The organism is Ruminococcus albus AD2013, assembly GCF_000526775.1.
GTDB lineage: Bacteria > Bacillota > Clostridia > Oscillospirales > Ruminococcaceae > Hominimerdicola > Hominimerdicola alba_A.
In genome coordinates this window covers 2,362,403-2,380,781 of sequence record NZ_JAGS01000001.1, presented here as the reverse complement: position 1 = coordinate 2,380,781, position 18,379 = coordinate 2,362,403, and the positions used below count along the sequence as shown (strand labels likewise).

Genomic DNA, 18,379 nt, shown 5'->3' with positions numbered 1-18,379 from the left:
AGGGTGGTTCTTTTTTGCATAAAAAAGCCCGCAGAGGAAAGCTTCCTCTGCGGGTATTATTTTGCTTAGTACAATCTTCTCTGTGCAGAAGGACGCGAGCCTGATGCCCTTCCGTCCATGGATACATCGACGCCGGAAGTACGCTCTTCGGGCTGAATGATGACTGTCGCAGGTGCCTGGGGCGGCCATTCAAACATATAGGATTCGCCCGAACTCTGACCGATGAAGTTTCTCCATGAGATATCTGTCCTCAGAGTGGGGTCTGCGCCTATCCAGCATACTGTCGCATCGGGGTCGGCTTCAAGGGTCGCACCCGACTGTATATTGCTGAGCACCAGCGGGTTGCCGTCAACCAGTATAGCAACGTATGAATCGTTGCCCTGACCTGTCAGCGTGGAAGTAGCAAGACCTTTCTGTGAGATAACGCCCTGACCGAGGAAACGCACACCGTACTTGCACTCGCGGGAGAAAGCAAGGATATTCTCGCTTTCGATAGAGATAGTCTCGTTGGGTTCAAGCTTGTATACTACCACGTGCTGCTGGTCGTTGGCGTAATATGTAACACTGTCGCCCTGAAATTCAACCTTCATCAGCGGAAGGTTTTCGCCTGTTATCCTACGGGTCAGCTGACCAAGCAGTGCCTGGCCGAAGCCCTCCTGTGGGCCCAGCATAACCTTTGTGAAGGTATAGTTCTTGGGACCGATACATTCGCCGCCTATAAAAGCGCCTGCTTTTGTGAATATATGATCACCGCCGCCGCGGCAGGTTATTTTTAAACAAAGTTCGTTGACTGTTTCAAACATTACCATGATGTATTCTCCTTTTCCGACTACTCAAGTGCAACGCCGTACATTCCGCAGAACGCCGCCAGATCAAGATTTTTACCCGCGCCTACCGCATTGAATTTCCATTCGCCTTTATAGCGGTAAAGCTCGCCCAGTACCATCGCCGTTACTGATGAATAGCAATCGTCCATTTTGAATGATGCTATCTCGCGGTTGGTGCGGCTGTCAAGTATACGTGCATAGAGGTTCTGCACCATGCCGAAATTAAGCGAATGTGCCGCAGCCTCGTAAATAGTAACTGCCAGCGCTATCTTAGTCACCCTTGCGTCAACGCGGGTGAGATCCATGATGATAGCCGCATCATCGGGCGAATTGGGGTCGTCCTTGAATATCTTGTAGTGAAGACCATTGTCGGGACTGTCGGGCTGACCGTAAAAGATGAACCACTCGTCCCCGGGAACTTTACCGTTATCGCACAGCATGAAAGCCGAAGCGTCAAGTTCGACCCTGCCGTCCTTGACATCCCAGCCAAGGCATATTTTAAGCTGTTCGGCAGGTCTGCCGTCTCTGTCTTTGATGGAGTATTTCTGTCCTTTGGCAAGCCTGTCCCCTGTAGGTTCAACGCGGTTGCGCTTGACGTTGGGACGGTTGTTGGCAGGGTTTGAAGCGTAGCTTGCATTGGCAGTATTAACAGGCTGCTGTACTCCGAAGTTGGTCTGCCCTGCCCTTGGGGTGTTCCGCACAGGTTCCCATGCGCTCTGCTGCTGATTCTGCTGAGGTGGCTGGGGCTGATTGCGTACAGGCTGTTGCGGCTGTGCAAATATCGCATCAAGAGGATCTCCCGATGGCTGATTATTATAGCCGTTATTCTGGTAGCCGTTCTGGGGCTGATTGTTGTAGCCATTGTTCTGGTAGCCATTCTGGGGCTGATTATTATAGCCATTGTTCTGATAACCATTCTGGGGCTGATTGTTATAGCCGTTGTTCTGGTAACCATTCTGGGGCTGATTGTTGTAGCCGTTGTTCTGGTAACCGTTCTGGGGCTGATTATTATAGCTGTTGTTCTGGTAACCATTCTGGGGCTGATTGTTATAGCCGTTGTTCTGATAACCATTCTGGGGCTGATTGTTATAGCCGTTGTTCTGGTAACCATTCTGGGGCTGATTGTTATAACCGTTGTTCTGGTAGCCGTTCTGGGGCTGATTGTTATAACCGTTGTTCTGGTAACCATTCTGGGGCTGATTATTATAGCTGTTGTTCTGATAGCCGTTCTGCGGCTGATTGTTGTAGCCGTTATTCTGGTAACCATTCTGGGGCTGATTGTTATAGCCGTTGTTCTGGTAACCATTCTGTGGCTGATTCATATTTCTGTTCATACCGCCGTTCTGCATAGCACTCATGGCAACCGCACCAACAGCTGCACCTGTGACAAATCCTCCGACAGAGCTTGGGTTGACGATACCACCGCCCATAGCACCCATGCCTGACATTCCGCACATACCCATTCCGGGCATACCGCCCATCATGGCACCTCGGTTCATCAGACCTGTCAGGTCGTTTATCGGCGGCTGTACAAAGTTTGTAGTGCCGTAATTGTTCAAGAGGTCGTTTCTGCCTAAAGCGCCTCTGGTTATCATAGGAACTAAAAGACTCATGCTGCTGCCTCCTCTTCCTTTTGTGTTTTGCCCGCAAGGGGACTGTATCTGTTTTGTTTATACACGGTTATTATATCACAAAATTCCCGAATTTTCAAGACCTGAAAGATAAATAATCAACAGTGAAAAGGCACTCCCAGATCAGCAAAAAATAATACATCGCTGCAGGCGATACCACAATTATCCATTTTTCATTATTCACTATTCATTGAGCGTCAGCGCTTCTGGGCAAATGCTTAAAAGATATTTCATAAAATTTTGCAATCAGATTATCTAATTCGCCTATATTCGGGATAAAGGTCGGCTTTAGTTAGTATAAAACGGAGATTTTTTGCAAGATGACCCTTTTTCACTTGCAAAATCGTAAAAAATGGAGTACAATACAATAGTCGGATTAAGACAGTATTTTAGCTTATTATTTCGGAGGGTACAAGAATATGAAGTTAACAGAGATGTCCCGTGAACAGCTTCTGGAGTTCAAAAATAAGGTGCAGGAGGAATATGACGGCTATAAGGCTCAGGGTCTTGCACTGAATATGGCAAGAGGTAAGCCCGCAGCTGAACAGCTCGACCTGACAGAAGGTCTGCTGACCTGCGTTTCAAAGAGCAGCGACTGCTTTGATGATAACGGCGTTGATTGCAGGAACTACGGCGGTCTTGACGGTATCCCTGCTGCAAAGAAGCTCTTTGCGCCTATGCTGGGCGTAAGTGAGAAGGAGCTTATCGTATTCGGTAACTCCAGCCTTAATATAATGTATGATACTATCGCTAAGTATCTCCTCTTCGGTGTTGACGAGGAATCCAAGCCCTGGAGAGATCAGGGTAAGATCAAGTGGCTCTGCCCTGTTCCCGGTTATGACAGACATTTCCTTATCTGCCAGAAGTTCGGTATCGAAATGATCAATATCCCTACCGATGAGAATGGTCCCGATATGGATATGATTGAAAAGCTGGTTGCAGAGGACGACAGCATCAAGGGTATCTGGTGCGTACCTATGTACGCTAACCCCACAGGTGTTACTTACAGCGATGAGGTCGTAAAGAGATTTGCTAATATGAAGACAAAGGCTTCTGACTTCCGCATCTTCTGGGATAACGCTTACTGCGTACATCACCTGACAGATACTCCCGATAAGCTGCTGAACATTCTTGATGAGTGCAAGGCTGCAGGCAACCCCGAGAGAGTTGTTATGTTCGCATCTACTTCCAAGATCAGCTATGCGGGTGCAGGCGTTGCTATCATGGGCGCAAGCGAAGCTAATATAAAGTATATCCTCTCGCTGATGACTGTTCAGACCATCGGTCACGACAAGATCAATCAGCTGAGACACGTTAAGTTCTTTGGTGATTTTGAGGGACTTAAAGAGCATATGAAGAAGCACAAGGCGCTTATCGCTCCCCGTTTTGAGGTGGTACTGGATACCCTCGATAAGGAACTGGGCGATCTGGGCGTTGCTGAATGGACTAAGCCCAACGGCGGATATTTCGTAAGCTTCAACGCTATGAACGGCACCGCAAAGCGCATAGTTACTCTCTGCAAGGAAGCAGGCGTTGTACTGACAGGTGCAGGTGCTACTTTCCCCTACGGCAAGGATCCTGAGGATAAGAATATCCGTGTTGCTCCCACATATCCCCCTGTTGAGGAACTGAAAATAGCTGCAAAGCTCTTCACTGTATGTGTAAAGCTTGCAAGTGCTGAAAAGCTGCTGGCTGAGTAAACAATCGAGCAGCCCTCCGAGGCTGACAAAATATACGATCATCAAAAAAACCTCCGGACATGAAGTTCGGAGGTTTTTTGTGGTGGTTCTTTTTTATAAGAACGCTTTTTCTTCCCGTAACACCACTGTAAATATCTGCGGTAACGGGATATCTCCCTCACGGCGCTTATGAAAAAACGCAGGGGAGTCAGGGGTTTTCTGCCAGAGCTTTTTCTACTGCTATGGCAAGCTGGTCAGCGCAGGAAGTACCTCTTCCGCTGCAATCATTGCCTTTCAACAGGCTGATAGCTTCCTTCGGGTCTTTGCCCTCCAGCAGTAAGCCTATGGCTTTCAGATTGCCGTTACATCCGCCTACAAAACCGACATCGTGCAGCTTGCCGTCAACGATATCAAAGGTTATTTTTCTGGCACATACACCGTGTGGTGTATAATCATATGTAGCCATATTATCCCTCCTCGAAAGACTACGTACTCTGGGTGGTTTATGCAGACATTATATCATATCCATTCAGGAAAATCAACAGACTAAATTTGAAGATAACGTTTAAGATATAAATATTTTTTTGAATTTTAATACTTGCTTAAAACTCCTGCGAAAAGGGATAAAAAGTCGTAAATAAAAACGGAGGTCAGTTCAGTAAAGAATGTCCTCCGAATATTTTGTCGGTTTATTCCCAGTTTTTCCAGACATCGGGGCAATAGCCGACGGTGGCCTGTCTTCCGTTGCGGACAACGGGTGCGGCTATCAGCGCAGGTTCTTCGAGGAGCTTTTCACGCTTTTCCTCAATACTGCCGAGATATTTCAGCAGGTCTGCTGTTTCGCCCTTGGCTTTGGGATCAATGAGCTTTTCAATATCGCCCACCGCTTTCAGCACCGAATCGAATTCTCCCTTGCTCATTCCCTTGCTTACAAGGTCGATGGACTGGAATTTTATACCGCGCTCCTTGAAATAGCGCTCTGCTTTTTTGGTATCAAAGCTTTTCGCTTTGCCGAATATTTGTATGTTCATTTTTTCACCTCTGTATAATAGTATACCGCCAGCTGTGTGCGGTCGCGGAGTTGCAGTTTGTCCAGCAGGTTGCTTATATAATTGCGCACTGTGCCCTCGCTGAGGAAAAGCTCTGCGGCTATCTCTTTGTTGCTGAGCCCCGAAGCAACAGCTTCCATTATCTCCCGCTCCTTATCGCTGATGCCGTGGGCGGCAAAATCAAATTCTTCCTTGCGGGACATAAGCTCGGGCAGTCGGCTTACTATCTTTTCACCGAAAACGCTCTGTCCGCCTGCAACAGCTTCAAGCGCGGCGGCAATGCCCTCGAAATCCTGTTTGAGCATATACCCCTTTGCGCCCATGCTGAGGGCTTTGACGATGTATTCATCATCGTTGAAAGTCGTCAGATAGAGAAGTTTTGCATCGGGGTGGGCTGCGAGTATCTTCTCGCCTGCTTCGAGCCCCGTCATGCCCTCCATGCGGATATCCATAAGCATTACATCTGGAGAAAGCTCGTCGTACAGGCGTATAGCTTCTTCGCCCCCGGAAGCCATAGCTTCAACGGTTATGCGCCCTGTGCTTTCAAGTATGGTTTTCAGCGACAAAGCCACAAGCTTGTCGTCATCGGTGACTATGATCCTCATGTGCGTTCCTCATTTCTTTTGCGCTTGAATTAAGCCATTAATTAAGCCATTTCTATATAATAGTATATCACAGAACGCGGGTTAATGCAAGACGGATCGCTGATCTTTAAAAATGGGCAAAAAAATAGCAGGTCAACGGTGACCTGCGGAAAATAAAACAAAAAAACTATGTGTAGAACAAAAGAAAGGAGACAACAAAACGGATGTTAAATCAATCTGATTATTCGATTTCCTTAACACCATCTATATTATAATCGCTTTTCCCTCAAAAGTCAAGGGGTATGGGAAGTTTTTTTTGAGAATTCGCAAAATTCGGCAACTTGCACAATTTTAATTTTTTTGCGTAGGCATATGCTACATAGTTTTATTGAACACCATAAAAATGCCTTAAATTCTTTAGTTTTATTAACAAATGGGAAAAATTGTCACGTTTCATATTTTTATATTTTTATTACAAAATAAAGTCTAAACTTTTTATGACTTGCCAAAAATTGCTCTTTTAATTGTGCATATTTCTTGATAAACTGTTCATAATAGAATCAGCAACGGTGATCGAACTGCTTTTAAACCACTGAATATCTGTGGAATGGGCAGTATCAGCCGAAAGAAAGGAATGGTAACGAATGCTGGACAGGATAGCTCTTGCGCTGCTCATAGTAGGCGGCATAAACTGGGGTCTGCTGGGTATATTTGAATTTGACCTGGTGGCTTTCATCTTTGGCGGACAGGCTGCATTTTTATCGAGAGTAGTTTACACACTGGTGGCTATATCCGCGATATGGTGCATCTCGCTGTTCTTCAAGGACAGAGAACTGCTCCCCGACGTCGCTTAGCGCACCGCCCTGCCGAAAGGTTTATCAGAAAGCAGGGCAGAGGAGTTCCCGAACCGAAACGCACAAGGCACGGGCTTGCAGCGTAACGGTAGGGCTGCAAGTCCGATGGGAGCTTCTCTGCGCTGCTTTTTGCTGCCTTGACATCGCCTGTAAAATCGTGTAGAATTATAATGGTCAGCGAAAGTGTGTCAGGGAAGGTGAATGCGGTGAAAAGGCTGTACGAAAAACTTGCGATATTGCTAATATGTTTCACGGGTTTCATACACGGCGGCTCTGCGATCGGAGAGGTGGCGGCTATGCTGCCTGCGCTCAGCGTTTCGGCGCTTGCACAGCTAATGCCCGGACGTAAGCTGACTGCCGTTCTGCTTGCTGTTTGTGCCGCTCTTTGCGGAGTGCTTCCTCCTATGATATGTATGCTTCCGCTGCTGCTTTATGACGCTCTATGGGAGGGAAAATGGCAGCTGATGCTTTGCGGGCTGACTTATTTCATGGGTAATCCCGATGCTTCACAGCTGGCGCTGTCGGCGGCAGGGTGCGCTGTTACGGTGATGATATATCTGCGTGTATCTAAGCTTGAAGAAACGGTGGATACTCTGAGAAATCTCAGAGACGAAGTAACCGAGAAAAATATGCAGCTTAAAAGCACTAATGAAGCCATCGCCCGCGCCCAGGACAGCGAGATACATATAGCCACCCTGAAAGAGAGAAACCGCATAGCCCGTGAGATACACGACAACGTGGGGCATATGCTGACAAGGTCGCTTTTGCAGGCGGGGGCACTGATGATAATAAACAAGGATGAACAGCTGAAAGAACCTCTTGAAAGCCTGAAGACTACTCTCGACAACGCTATGACAAGTATTCGGCAGAGCGTTCATGACCTGCATGATGATTCCATAGACCTTCGGAGAGGCATCGAGGAAGCGATATCTGCGGTGGACGGCAGGTTCACGGTGAAGCTTGACTATGATATGTCGGAAAAAGCCGCGGGAAATGTCAAGCTGTGTATATTAGGTATTATAAAGGAAAGCCTTTCCAATGCGGTGAAACATTCTAATGGTGATAAGATAAGTGTATCCGTTCAGGAACATCCTGCATTCTACCGCCTTGCCGTTGAGGACAACGGAAGCTGTTCGGAGATAGCCCAGACAGGCATAGGTCTTGAAAATATGCGTGAACGTGCGGCAAGTATCGGCGGGACGATAAACTATACAGCCTCGGAAAAAGGCTTCAGAGTATTCATGTCCGTACCGAAATAGACGAAAAAAGGCACTTCTGCCAGGATACTGACAGGAGTGCCTTATCTTTATGCTTTATTTTTTTGAAATAACTACGGTCTGTCTGCCGAGGGTGTTGTATGAATTCATGAATTCATCATATGAAATAGTCTGTGTTTTGCCGTAGAAGCTTGTTCTGTCGAAGTTTTCAACATTGCCGATGATAAAGCATTTATTGGTATCATCGTAGCCCATCAGTACAACAGTGTGCTGTCTGCCGTACCATGTGAAGTTATATGTGCCCGAACCGGGATTGGTATATTTCTGACCTGCGGTAAGGGTCTGGGTGCATACGGCATATGGCTCTATCTCGGAGTACCAGATTATGGGATTGTTGCCTTTGTCCAGCTCTTTTTTCAGACCGTTGAGGTCAAGTCCGCCGCTGACTTTGGTATCGCCAAGGTCAAGATTAGTGGGGTCGAATTTCAGCTTATTGACATTGTTGCCTGTATAATAATCGGTATTCAGGGCGATATTGTAGTTGTCGCGTACACCGAGAGCTTTGAGATACTGGTTAGCTGACTGTGCTATCAGGGGAGCGTAGCAGCCGTAGCCCACACTGCCTTCCATGTGATAAGGAGAGCCCCAGAAGCAGTAGTTGGGGTCAACGTTGATAGTTCCGTTTGAGAATGCCTGTTCGGGCATATAGTAGTCTATCAGAGTGTTTTTACTGACATTTATGCCGAACTGGTAGTTCAGCACCGATGCAAGGGCGGTCTCTTCACAGCCCAGCACAGCGGGATTTCCGCCGAGATATCCGTCCTGGTTTATAACTGACAAGTCGTGGTTAACATAGCTCTTGCTGTTAGCAGAACCATTAAGGCAGTTAGTCGGAACATAGCCTATCTGAGTGCCGTTGGAGTTGGGCAGGAAGACCTTAGTCCAGCCGTTAACGGGGAGATCTGTCTGCATGATGGTATCGCCTGCGTACAGATTGCCAAGCTTTGTACTGCTTGTGCTTTCGCTTGCATAAATTGGTGTAGCGGTGGTACACTTAACATAACCGTCTGTGACTACGGTAACAGTGGTGGAATATTTGCCGTAAGCTTTCTGACCGTTGACAGTCTTATATGCACGGACTCTTGTCTTGAAACCTGTGCAGGAAGCAAGGTCAGTGAACTTGTAGCTCTTAGCGGTAGTAGTATAAGCAACCCACTTGCCGTTTATCTGTATAGATGCTTCATAACCTTCAGCACCTGAAACACCGTTCCACATGAGAGTTGCGGTTGTGGTATCGCTGTTGTAGAAATAGCCGTTGAATGTAGGCGCGGCAAGGTCCGCAACGGGGTCGGTGGTGGAAGTTCCGTTAAGGCAGTTAGTCGGAACATAGCCTATCTGAGTGCCGTTGGAGTTGGGCAGGAAGACCTTAGTCCAACCGTTAGCGGGGAGGTCTGTCTGCATGATGGTATCGCCTGCGTACAGATTTCCAAGCTTTGCACTGCTTGTGCTTGCGCTAGCATAGATCGGTGTAGCGGTGGTACACTTAACATAACCGTCGGTGACTACGGTAACAGTGGTGGAATATTTGCCGTAAGCTTTCTGACCATTGACAGTCTTATATGCACGGACTCTTGTCTTAAAACCTGTGCAGGAAGCAAGGTCAGTGAACTTGTAGCTTTTAGCAGTAGTATTGTAAGCAACCCACTTGCCGTTTATCTGTATAGATGCTTCATAGCCCTCAGCACCCGAAACGCCGTTCCAAATGAGAGTTGCGGTGGTTGTGTCGCTGTTGTAGAAATAGCCGTTGAATGTAGGAGCGGCAAGGTCTGCAACGGGGTCGGTGGTGGAAGTTCCGTTAAGGCAGTTAGTGGGAACATAGCCTATCTGTGTGCCGTTGGATTTAGGCAGGAAGACCTTAGTCCAGCCGTTAGCGGGAAGATCTGTCTGCATGATGGTATCGCCGACATACAGATTGCCAAGCTTTGTACTGCTTGTGCTTGCGCTTGCATAGATGGGTGTAGCGGTGGTACACTTAACATAACCGTCGGTGACTACGGTAACAGTGGTGGAATATTTACCGTAAGCTTTCTGACCATTGACAGTCTTATATGCACGAACTCTTGTCTTGAAACCTGTGCAGGAAGCAAGGTCAGTGAACTTGTAGCTCTTAGCAGTAGTAGTATAGGAAACCCACTTGCCGTTTATCTGTATAGATGCTTCATAACCCTCAGCACCCGAAACGCCGTTCCACATGAGTGTAGCGGTGGTTGTGTCGCTGTTGTAGAAATAGCCGTTGAATGTAGGAGCGGCAAGGTCTGCAACGCGGTCGGTGGTGGAAGTTCCGTTAAGGCAGTTAGTGGGAACATAGCCTATCTGTGTGCCGTTGGAGTTAGGCAGGAAGACCTTAGTCCAGCCGTTAGCGGGGAGATCTGTCTGCATGATGGTATCGCCGACGTACAGATTTCCAAGCTTTGCACTGCTTGTGCTTGCGCTAGCATAGATGGGTGTAGCGGTGGTACACTTAACATAACCGTCTGTTATTACAGTTACAGTTGTTGAATACTTGCCGTAAGCTTTCTGACCATTGACAGTCTTATATGCACGAACTCTTGTCTTAAAACCTGTGCAGGAAGCAAGGCTTGTGAACTTGTAGCTTTTAGCAGTAGTATTATAAGCTACCCACTTGCCGTTTATCTGTATAGATGCTTCATAACCTTCGGCACCCGAAACGCCGTTCCACATGAGGGTAGCGGTGGTTGTATCACTGTTGTAGAAATAGCCGTTGAATGTAGGAGCGGCAAGGTCTGCAACGGGGTCGGTGGTGGAAGTTCCATTAAGGCAGTTAGTGGGAACATAGCCTGTCTGAGTGCCGTTGGAGTTGGGCAGGAAGACCTTAGTCCAGCCGTTAGCGGGGAGGTCTGTCTGCATGATGGTATCGCCGACGTAGAGATTGCCAAGCTTTGCACTGCTTGTGCTTGCGCTAGCATAGATCGGTGTAGCGGTGGTACACTTAACATAACCGTCGGTGACTACGGTAACAGTGGTGGAATATTTGCCGTAAGCTTTCTGACCATTGACAGTCTTATATGCACGGACTCTTGTCTTAAAACCTGTGCAGGAAGCAAGGTTTGTGAACTTGTAGCTCTTAGCGGTAGTAGTATAAGCAACCCACTTGCCGTTTATCTGTATAGATGCTTCATAACCCTCAGCGCCCGAAACACCGTTCCAGCTGAGTGTAGCGCTTTTGGTATCGCTGACATAGTAGTAGCCGCCAAAGGTAGGTGCAGCCAGATCTGCAACAGGATCGGGCTCGGTTACAGTGCCGCTTGTCAGTTCTGCGTTAACACCTTCTGCTTCGCCAACGGAGTTGAATGGAACGATCAGCAGCTTTACAGTGCCGCCGGCAGGGAAGTCGGTGATAAGCTGATCTGTATCGGTATCGGCTATAAGCTTGGGCTTTCCATCGCTTGCAGTGTTGGTTATATCGTATACGTGGTAGCCTGATGCGAAATCAGCAGCCTGCCAGTCTATCTTAGCCTTGCCCTTTTCATCTGTAACGGTTATGGTGCCGTGTATCATCTCGGGCTTTATCTTCAGCAGATAGCCTGTGGTATCGCCATGATCATATGTACGTTCGCCGTCCTCGGTCCACACAAGTCTTGATGGAGTGATGGTCACGGTCAGCTTTCCGTCTTTGAACATATCGTAAGGTATGTTTGTACCGGTGCTGCGTGTATTGATCTCCTTGGTCTTGTCGCCGTTGGTGAACTGAACATTGTAGTTTGTCATGTCGGCGGCAGCGTTCCAGGATACTGTCTTTGTATTCTTATCGACGTTGAATTCGATAAGTTTGAAATTTGTCTGCTTCTCGCGGGGATTCTTTACCACAGGCAGATCAGTGTATGCTGATATGTTCTTCTTGCCCTTAATGTGAGCTGCCAAAAGGGTGAGATCGGTAATGTTGATCTTGCCGTCAGCATTGATATCAGCAGCTTTCATGCCTTTTTCGCTGAGTAGTTTGCGGGCTTTGATGTGAGCGGCTGTTTTTACAACGTCGTTGATATCTATTTTGCCATTGCCGTTTACATCGCCTATGTCGTAGCTTTTTGATTCGTCATTGCTGGTAGTGCCGTCCTGTTCACCTGTTGTATCGCCGTCGGCTGATAAAGCCGCAGAACTGCTTTCGCTCGGATTTTCAGCGAAAGCTCCGACAGAAAACTGACCTGCTGCCATTACTACCGAAACTGCAGCTGCGAGAATTTTTTTACATCTCATGTTTTTACCTCCGTACTGTTAATGTTGTCTCTGGTTTATTGTAAAAGATTTATCAAAATGACCAACTTTCAGTATAACACTTTTTATATACGCTGTCAAGGTCGAAAAAGGCTATTTTACGCGGAAATCGGATTTTATACCGATATGTGTAGATATCAACATAATTATGCTTATAAATGGTTTACATATTGGTGAAATTATTTTCCGTATTTTGGAAAAGATAAGGAGAGATCAGTCTTTTCCATTCCTCTGCAAGTCGTTCGGTACTCCACGTCGCATTCGCAGGGCTTGTTGAGGGCAGACGCACTGCGGGTCGATCTGAATTCGGCAGGATATGTCTGTCATACAGTGAGGAAGCCGTTCCGCCGTTGGTAAATACAGCGATATCGGGACAAAGGTCAGTTATCACCGATATATCTGCTGCCCGCACATTTTTTATACTTGCGTCCGATGACCCGATAATATCACATTCTGCAATAACGTCCCATACCGCGATGTGGGAATCCAAAAGAAAAGCTTTCTTTTCCTCGATCGTAACAGGCACAGGCTTCCCAATCACCGCCGCCGTAACTTTCCAGAACCTGTTGCGGGGATGTCCGTAGTAAAATCCATATTCCCGGGATTTTACCGAGGGCAGACTGCCAAGTATCAGCACGCGGCTGTTTTTATTGAAGACAGGTTCAAAGCTGTGTATTATATGTGTATATTCGCCCATGTATGGCACCTCATATCGTAAATTAATGTTTTTGGAATATAGTATATGATATCACAGTGTGCGTATTTTTTCAACCGTAAGCGGTGTAAAAAAGCCGCATTGCCTTTGGTGAGGCTGATGCGGCTTTTTTATGGTGAAGATATACTATCCGCCCGAAGACGAATTGTTCTGCTGTTTCTGCTTGCGTTCAGTGCGCAGGTAGGTATCGTTTGACAGTACCAGTTTTACATTTTTATCCATATACTCGTTTGCCTGAGTAGCGTTGTGTACGGGGCGCATACTGCCTTTCAGCGAGAAGCATACGACCAGTGCTACTATCAGGGCGGAAACGACGGGCACAAGGAGCGATTTCATGATGAGGTACAGTATAACTCCCGTAGCTATCGCCGAACCGCCTGTGATAAGCCCAAGCTTGGTGTTATCTATGGGGAGGTCTCCTGTGAATTTGCCTGTCTGACCGTTCATGGCGAAGTTCCACTGCTTGCCCTGCCATGATGTGGTAAGATACCAGATGGGGAGCATCGCGTACTTCTTTTTGGTGTAGTTGACCTTGTAATCGCCACGCTTTTCGGTGACTTCATCGTGCTTTACCGTATCCTTGGTCTTCTGTTTTGCGGAGTTTACAACGCGCTTTTCAGCTCTTTGCAGGTCGTCATCGCCTTCAACGTCGAAACGTTCAGCCAGAAAACCCGGCATATAGGTCATGGAGAAAGGCTTGAGATCGGCAAAAGTGAAAGGTTCAACAGAATCCATGATATCATCGGGCATACGCTTTGAAGCATCCGCAGGGACGTTCTCGAAATTTATAGTGCCGCGGCGGTCAGCCTTGTATATCTTGCGTATTATCTCTTTGTCCGTTTCGGTCTTGTCTGCGGCTTCAAATTCGGCATCTATATTTACTGAACCGTCATACAGCCAGAAAGGCACGTATACGCCCTGTATCTCTTCGACCTTACTGCCTGTGAGGAAGTCCTTGGGTATCAGCTTGCGCTTTTCATAGTATCCCTTGTATTTCTCCATTGCCTGTTCTTTTGTGAAAGAGAACGGTATAACGAAATCGGGCTTTATAGCACCTGAGAACTGGGCTTCTATGACTGTCGTATTATCGCAGTAGGGACACTTTGTCGCCGCGGTGTTCTGGTCGCAGATTATCTCCGCACCGCAGGTGTTGCAGCTGTATGCCCTCATGTTTTCAGCCAGGTCGCCCCAGTCGCTGCCTGATTCCTTTATTTCTTCTTCCTCGTTCTGCTGGTTGAAGAAAGCTTCTGCTTCCTCCTGAGTAAACAGTGAATCACAGAATATGCATTTAAGCTTGCCCGCTGTCGGGTCGAACTGCATAGTACCGCCGCAGTTTGGGCATACCACCTGTGTAGATGTCTGAGCCATTATTTTTACCTCCACATATTTATAATAATATTAACCGTTTTTTGATCGGTGTCGTACTCATTATGAACTGGAAACAAGGTCAGCGTAATAGCTTTCCAAACAGACCTTATATATGTGAGCACTAATGCGTTTCTCTGTAATAAATTATAACATATATGTAAATTATTCGCAATATCCAAAGGAAAAGTCGTAACGTAAAAAATCAGACATATTATTTGTATATTCTGTACAAGGATCAATTCGCTGTAAACAGATATATCCCCAGAAAATAGGGCACGAGATGATTTTGTTAAACGTTGTGTGAATAAACACAAAATACTGCACAAACTATGTGCCAAAATTTAGTCAAGGCTACAAAGATTAGGCTTAAAACGCTTAAATACGGCGTTTTTAATTGACAAAGACGGTGATATGGGTTATAATATCAACATAAAATCAAACGGGTCGTAAAAACGACGCGAGGGTTTATTTTCAACTGACTGGCAACTAAATTCTAAAATGGAGGTAGTAATTCATGAAAAAGGCTGAACTGCTTGCTGCAATCGCTGAAAAGAACGGCAGCACCAAGAAGAACGCTGAGGCAGCTCTTGACGCTGTTATAAGCACTATCACAGAGGCTCTGGAGAAGGGCGAAAAGGTAGCGATCCCCGGTTTTGGAACATTTGAGGTTAGAGACCGCGCTGCTAAGAAGTCTATCAACCCTGCAACCAAGCAGCCCATCGATGTACCCGCTAAGAAGGTACCTGCATTCAAGGCTGCAAAGGCTCTGAAGGACGCTGTTGACAAGAAGTAATTTTCTGCATAGCGCAAGCATATATTGAATTTCAAAAAGGAGAATAATCACAATGGCAAACACTAAAAAGGTTGCCGCTGAGGTCAAGGAGGTCGCTAAGGAGACTGCTGCCAAGACCAAGGCTGCCGCAAAAGAAACTGCCGCAAAGGCAAAAAAGACTGCAACTAAAGCTGCTGCGAAGACCAAGGCTGCTGTTGAGAAAGCTACTGAGAAAGACGTTGTTTTCGTGGAATTCGCTGATAAGCAGCTGGATATAGCTGTACTTGTTGAGGCTGCAAAGGCTGACTACAAGGCTAAGGGTCACAGAGCTCCCAAGGCTGTAAAGCTTTATATCAAGCCTGAGGAGGGCGTTGCTTACTATACTGTAAATGACAAGGGCGACGCTGATCAGAAGATCGATCTGTAATTTTTGTTATTATCTGACCGCTCCCTGCGCGGAGCGGTCGTTTTTTCGTTGAGGTATTTTATGGTAATTTCTGCATATAAGGATATATTTGAAGATAACGGCATCGCGCTGACAGAAGAACAGTCTGCAAGACTTGAAAAGTACGCGGATATGCTGGTGGAGTACAACAAGATGGTGAATCTTACTGCTATTACCGATGATGAGGGCATAGCGGTAAAGCACTTTTTTGACAGCATATTCCCATTTACGCTTTTTGACCTGCCCGATGGCGCAAAGCTGATAGATGTGGGCACAGGCGCGGGTTTTCCGTCATGTCCGCTTAAAGTCTGTCGTGATGATATCAGGCTGACACTGCTTGACAGCCTTAATAAGAGGGTGAATTTTTTGCAGTCTCTCTCAGATACGATAGCATTGAACGCGGAGTGTGTTCACGGCAGGGCTGAGGAGTTCGGCAAAAAAGCTGAGTACAGAGAGCAATTCGATATCGCAACTGCAAGGGCGGTGGCTAATTTGACCGACCTGTGCGAGTACTGTCTGCCTTTTGTAAAGGTCGGGGGACTGTTCGTATCTCTCAAAGGAAGCAGCGGCAGTGAAGAACTGGAAAAGGCGAAGCCTGCAATAAAGCTTCTGGGTGGCAAGACCGAGAAAGTGGTGGAATACACCCTCCCCGGCGGTGACGGCAGAACTCTTATCCTTATAAGGAAACTGGAACCTACCCCGGCAAAATTCCCAAGAAATGCGGGACAGATGAAAAAGAAGCCATTGGTTTGATTTTTCAGATTTGATAAATGTATGCTAAGGACAGCTGTACCATCGGGTGCGGCTGTCTCCTTTTGTTTTCGGCAGGTATGAAGTCTTTGGAAATGCCGATAATTAACGAAAAATCTCTTGACACAGACCGCCTTACGATGTATAATAGTAAACGATTGTTCGCATATTATTTCAGTGATTTTTCGGCAGGGAGGTCGGGCTAAAATGGATAGATTTCAGCTGGTATCGGATTATAAGCTCTCGGGTGACCAGCCCGAAGCTGTGGACGCTCTTGTAAGGGGCGTAGAATCGGGCATGAAAGAACAGACGCTTCTGGGCGTTACGGGTTCAGGCAAGACCTTTACCATGGCTAATGTGATAGAAAGGCTGAACCGTCCCACACTGGTGCTTGCACATAACAAGATACTAGCGGCACAGCTGTGTTCGGAGTTCAAGGAATTCTTTCCCAACAACGCGGTGGAGTACTTTGTCAGCTACTATGACTACTATCAGCCTGAAGCTTATGTGCCGAGTACAGATGTGTACATTGAAAAGGACAGCTCGATAAATGACGAGATAGACAAACTGCGTCATTCCGCCACCACAGCCATAACCGAAAGACGCGATGTCATCATAGTTGCCAGCGTTTCCTGCATATATTCACTGGGCGACCCCTCGGAGTATAAGTCCATGGTGGTAAGCATACGCAGGGGTGCTGAAAAATCCCGTGATGAGCTTATCGCCCAGCTTGTGAAGATACAGTATGAACGCAACGATATAAATTTTGTCAGAAACAAGTTCCGTGTAAGGGGTGACGTAGTGGAGATATTTCCCGCAGACTCCACCGACAAAGCGCTGAGGGTGGAATTTTTCGGTGATGAGATAGACCGTATCAGCGAAGTGAACGTGTTGACAGGCGAGGTGCTTTCTCACCTTGAACACGCTGCTGTTTTCCCTGCGTCGCATTATATCGTCGGACGTGAGAAGATGCTGGACGCGATAGATGAGATAAAGGAAGAACTTGCAGAGCGTGTAAAATACTTCGAGGACAGAGGTATGCTGATAGAAGCACAGCGCATACAGCAGAGGACCAACTACGATATGGAGATGCTGGAAGAAATAGGCTTTTGCAGCGGTATCGAGAACTATTCGAGAGTGCTTGCAAGGCGCTCGCCGGGGGCTGTGCCTTTTACTCTCTTTGACTTCATGCCCGATGATTTCCTGCTGATGGTGGATGAATCCCATGTATCACTTCCACAGGTAAGGGGTATGTTCGCAGGAGACAGGGCGCGTAAGCAGACTCTTGTTGATTACGGTTTCCGTCTGCCCTCTGCCATGGATAACCGTCCTTTGCGTTTCGATGAGTTCTACGAGCGTATAAATCAGGCGATATTCGTATCTGCTACTCCGGGAGATATCGAAAAGGAAAAGAGCGCACAGATAGTCGAACAGGTAATTAGACCTACGGGACTTCTTGACCCGCTGATATCCGTAAGACCCTCCGATGGACAGATAGAAGATCTACTCAGCGAGATAAACAAGCGCATCGACAAGAAACAGCGCGTTCTTGTAACGACTCTTACGAAAAAGATGGCTGAAGACCTCACCGCTTATCTCAAGGGCTTTGATGTTAAGGTGCGCTATATGCACCACGATATAGATACAATTGAACGTATGGAGATAATACGCGATCTTCGCCTTGGTGAATTCGATGTGCTGGTGGGCATCAACCTGCTGAGAGAGGGTCTCGATCTGCCCGAGGTTTCTTTGGTGGCGATACTCGATGCTGACAAAGAAGGTTTCCTGCGTTCTGAGAGTTCGCTTATCCAGACCATAGGCAGAGCCGCAAGAAACTCCGAGGGTATGGTCATAATGTACGCCGACAGCGTGACGCGCTCTATGGAGAAGGCTATCCGCGAAACGGAAAGACGACGTGCTATACAGGAAAAATACAATGAGGAACACGGCATAGTTCCCAAGACCATAGTCAAGGATATAAGAGATGTCATAGAGATATCCACCAAGGAAGAAGCGGAGTATTCTGCAAGACAGGCTGTGAAGCTTTCAAAGGCAGAACAGCAGAAGCTTATAGACAAGCTGACCCGCGAGATGAAAGAAGCTGCGAAGCTTCTTGAATTTGAGCACGCAGCATTCCTGCGTGACAGGATAGCTGAGCTTAAGGGGGAGAAGAAGTGATCCATGGAGGTTTAGCG

Annotated in this window: 17 protein-coding genes; 8 read left to right on the top strand and 9 right to left on the bottom strand. The window is 47.0% G+C overall.

Annotated elements, in window-relative coordinates; all coding sequences use genetic code 11:
• Window positions 1-65: 65 nt before the first annotated feature.
• Window positions 66-809: an AIM24 family protein gene (locus N773_RS0110565; RefSeq protein WP_024857763.1), complete on the bottom strand. Its 744-nt coding sequence runs from the start codon at window positions 807-809 to the stop codon at window positions 66-68.
• 20 nt (window positions 810-829) lie between these two features.
• Window positions 830-2,440, bottom strand: a complete 1,611-nt coding sequence (locus N773_RS21260) for a TerD family protein (protein WP_024857762.1) — start codon at window positions 2,438-2,440, stop codon at window positions 830-832.
• Between the two features lie 437 nt (window positions 2,441-2,877).
• Here N773_RS21260 and N773_RS0110555 point away from each other — a divergent pair, with 437 nt between their 5' ends.
• On the top strand, window positions 2,878-4,158 hold the full coding sequence (locus N773_RS0110555) for an aminotransferase (RefSeq protein ID WP_024857761.1): 1,281 nt from the start codon (window positions 2,878-2,880) through the stop codon (window positions 4,156-4,158).
• 187 nt (window positions 4,159-4,345) lie between these two features.
• On the opposite strand, the gene N773_RS0110550 is transcribed toward N773_RS0110555, so the two are convergent.
• From N773_RS0110550 to N773_RS0110540, 3 genes are all read right to left on the bottom strand, one after another.
• Window positions 4,346-4,603: a TIGR03905 family TSCPD domain-containing protein gene (locus tag N773_RS0110550; RefSeq protein ID WP_024857760.1), complete on the bottom strand. Its 258-nt coding sequence runs from the start codon at window positions 4,601-4,603 to the stop codon at window positions 4,346-4,348.
• Window positions 4,604-4,826: 223 nt separating this feature from the next.
• Complete coding sequence (locus N773_RS0110545) at window positions 4,827-5,168, bottom strand: arsenate reductase family protein (RefSeq protein ID WP_024857759.1); 342 nt, start codon at window positions 5,166-5,168, stop codon at window positions 4,827-4,829.
• Window positions 5,165-5,791, bottom strand: coding sequence for a response regulator (locus N773_RS0110540; RefSeq protein ID WP_024857758.1), 627 nt, complete (start codon window positions 5,789-5,791; stop codon window positions 5,165-5,167). The genes N773_RS0110545 and N773_RS0110540 overlap by 4 nt, the downstream gene beginning before the upstream one ends.
• 623 nt (window positions 5,792-6,414) lie before the next feature.
• Between N773_RS0110540 and N773_RS0110535 the strand changes: the two genes are divergently transcribed.
• A complete protein-coding gene (locus N773_RS0110535; RefSeq protein ID WP_024857757.1) occupies window positions 6,415-6,624 on the top strand; it encodes a DUF378 domain-containing protein in 210 nt (69 codons plus the stop codon).
• Here N773_RS0110535 and N773_RS22615 read toward each other — a convergent pair.
• Window positions 6,590-6,886 (bottom strand): hypothetical protein, encoded by a 297-nt coding sequence (locus N773_RS22615; protein WP_196231673.1) that lies wholly within the window; start codon window positions 6,884-6,886, stop codon window positions 6,590-6,592. The genes N773_RS0110535 and N773_RS22615 overlap by 35 nt on opposite strands.
• On the opposite strand from N773_RS22615, the gene N773_RS20135 reads away from it, so the two are divergent.
• Window positions 6,861-7,883, top strand: a complete 1,023-nt coding sequence (locus tag N773_RS20135; RefSeq protein ID WP_242840378.1) for a sensor histidine kinase — start codon at window positions 6,861-6,863, stop codon at window positions 7,881-7,883. The genes N773_RS22615 and N773_RS20135 overlap by 26 nt on opposite strands.
• 54 nt (window positions 7,884-7,937) lie before the next feature.
• Here the strand turns inward: N773_RS20135 and N773_RS0110525 are convergent, their stop codons facing one another.
• The 3 genes from N773_RS0110525 to N773_RS0110515 all read right to left on the bottom strand — a co-directional run bounded on the left by N773_RS0110525 (window position 7,938) and on the right by N773_RS0110515 (window position 14,217).
• The gene (locus N773_RS0110525) at window positions 7,938-12,116 is read right to left on the bottom strand and encodes a dockerin type I domain-containing protein (protein ID WP_024857756.1); all 4,179 of its coding nucleotides are present in this window, start codon (window positions 12,114-12,116) and stop codon (window positions 7,938-7,940) included.
• Between the two features lie 181 nt (window positions 12,117-12,297).
• Window positions 12,298-12,831: a DNA-deoxyinosine glycosylase gene (locus N773_RS0110520; RefSeq protein WP_024857755.1), complete on the bottom strand. Its 534-nt coding sequence runs from the start codon at window positions 12,829-12,831 to the stop codon at window positions 12,298-12,300.
• A 144-nt stretch (window positions 12,832-12,975) separates the two neighbouring features.
• Window positions 12,976-14,217, bottom strand: a complete 1,242-nt coding sequence (locus N773_RS0110515; RefSeq protein WP_024857754.1) for a hypothetical protein — start codon at window positions 14,215-14,217, stop codon at window positions 12,976-12,978.
• Between the two features lie 514 nt (window positions 14,218-14,731).
• On the opposite strand from N773_RS0110515, the gene N773_RS0110510 reads away from it, so the two are divergent.
• Genes N773_RS0110510 through uvrB form a run of 5 tightly spaced genes read left to right on the top strand, consistent with a single transcriptional unit; the run spans window position 14,732 to window position 18,362 of the window.
• Window positions 14,732-15,010, top strand: a complete 279-nt coding sequence (locus N773_RS0110510) for an HU family DNA-binding protein (protein ID WP_024857753.1) — start codon at window positions 14,732-14,734, stop codon at window positions 15,008-15,010.
• 52 nt (window positions 15,011-15,062) lie between these two features.
• Window positions 15,063-15,416 (top strand): DUF6465 family protein, encoded by a 354-nt coding sequence (locus N773_RS0110505; protein WP_024857752.1) that lies wholly within the window; start codon window positions 15,063-15,065, stop codon window positions 15,414-15,416.
• Window positions 15,417-15,476: 60 nt separating this feature from the next.
• Window positions 15,477-16,187 (top strand): 16S rRNA (guanine(527)-N(7))-methyltransferase RsmG, encoded by a 711-nt coding sequence (gene rsmG / locus N773_RS0110500; protein WP_024857751.1) that lies wholly within the window; start codon window positions 15,477-15,479, stop codon window positions 16,185-16,187.
• Window positions 16,188-16,204: 17 nt separating this feature from the next.
• Entirely contained in the window at window positions 16,205-16,390 is a 186-nt protein-coding gene (locus N773_RS22610; RefSeq protein ID WP_196231631.1) for a hypothetical protein, read from the top strand.
• A gap of 1 nt (window position 16,391) precedes the next feature.
• Window positions 16,392-18,362 carry an excinuclease ABC subunit UvrB gene (gene uvrB / locus N773_RS0110495; protein ID WP_024857750.1) on the top strand — a complete coding sequence of 657 codons (1,971 nt, stop codon included), beginning with the start codon at window positions 16,392-16,394 and terminating at the stop codon, window positions 18,360-18,362.
• Window positions 18,363-18,379: the final 17 nt, after the last annotated feature.

Excerpts from the sequence above, each read along its gene's own strand:
- N773_RS0110515 (WP_024857754.1), bottom strand. The coding sequence starts at position 14,217 with ATGGCTCAGACATCTACACAGGTGGTATGCCCAAACTGCGGCGGTACT.
- N773_RS21260 (WP_024857762.1), bottom strand. The coding sequence starts at position 2,440 with ATGAGTCTTTTAGTTCCTATGATAACCAGAGGCGCTTTAGGCAGAAAC.
- N773_RS0110535 (WP_024857757.1), top strand. The coding sequence starts at position 6,415 with ATGCTGGACAGGATAGCTCTTGCGCTGCTCATAGTAGGCGGCATAAAC.
- uvrB (WP_024857750.1), top strand. The coding sequence starts at position 16,392 with ATGGATAGATTTCAGCTGGTATCGGATTATAAGCTCTCGGGTGACCAG.
- N773_RS0110540 (WP_024857758.1), bottom strand. The coding sequence starts at position 5,791 with ATGAGGATCATAGTCACCGATGACGACAAGCTTGTGGCTTTGTCGCTG.
- N773_RS0110550 (WP_024857760.1), bottom strand. The coding sequence starts at position 4,603 with ATGGCTACATATGATTATACACCACACGGTGTATGTGCCAGAAAAATA.
- N773_RS0110510 (WP_024857753.1), top strand. The coding sequence starts at position 14,732 with ATGAAAAAGGCTGAACTGCTTGCTGCAATCGCTGAAAAGAACGGCAGC.
- N773_RS22615 (WP_196231673.1), bottom strand. The coding sequence starts at position 6,886 with ATGAAACCCGTGAAACATATTAGCAATATCGCAAGTTTTTCGTACAGC.
- N773_RS0110520 (WP_024857755.1), bottom strand. The coding sequence starts at position 12,831 with ATGGGCGAATATACACATATAATACACAGCTTTGAACCTGTCTTCAAT.
- rsmG (WP_024857751.1), top strand. The coding sequence starts at position 15,477 with ATGGTAATTTCTGCATATAAGGATATATTTGAAGATAACGGCATCGCG.
- N773_RS22610 (WP_196231631.1), top strand. The coding sequence starts at position 16,205 with ATGTATGCTAAGGACAGCTGTACCATCGGGTGCGGCTGTCTCCTTTTG.
- N773_RS0110505 (WP_024857752.1), top strand. The coding sequence starts at position 15,063 with ATGGCAAACACTAAAAAGGTTGCCGCTGAGGTCAAGGAGGTCGCTAAG.
- N773_RS0110525 (WP_024857756.1), bottom strand. The coding sequence starts at position 12,116 with ATGAGATGTAAAAAAATTCTCGCAGCTGCAGTTTCGGTAGTAATGGCA.
- N773_RS0110555 (WP_024857761.1), top strand. The coding sequence starts at position 2,878 with ATGAAGTTAACAGAGATGTCCCGTGAACAGCTTCTGGAGTTCAAAAAT.
- N773_RS0110565 (WP_024857763.1), bottom strand. The coding sequence starts at position 809 with ATGGTAATGTTTGAAACAGTCAACGAACTTTGTTTAAAAATAACCTGC.
- N773_RS0110545 (WP_024857759.1), bottom strand. The coding sequence starts at position 5,168 with ATGAACATACAAATATTCGGCAAAGCGAAAAGCTTTGATACCAAAAAA.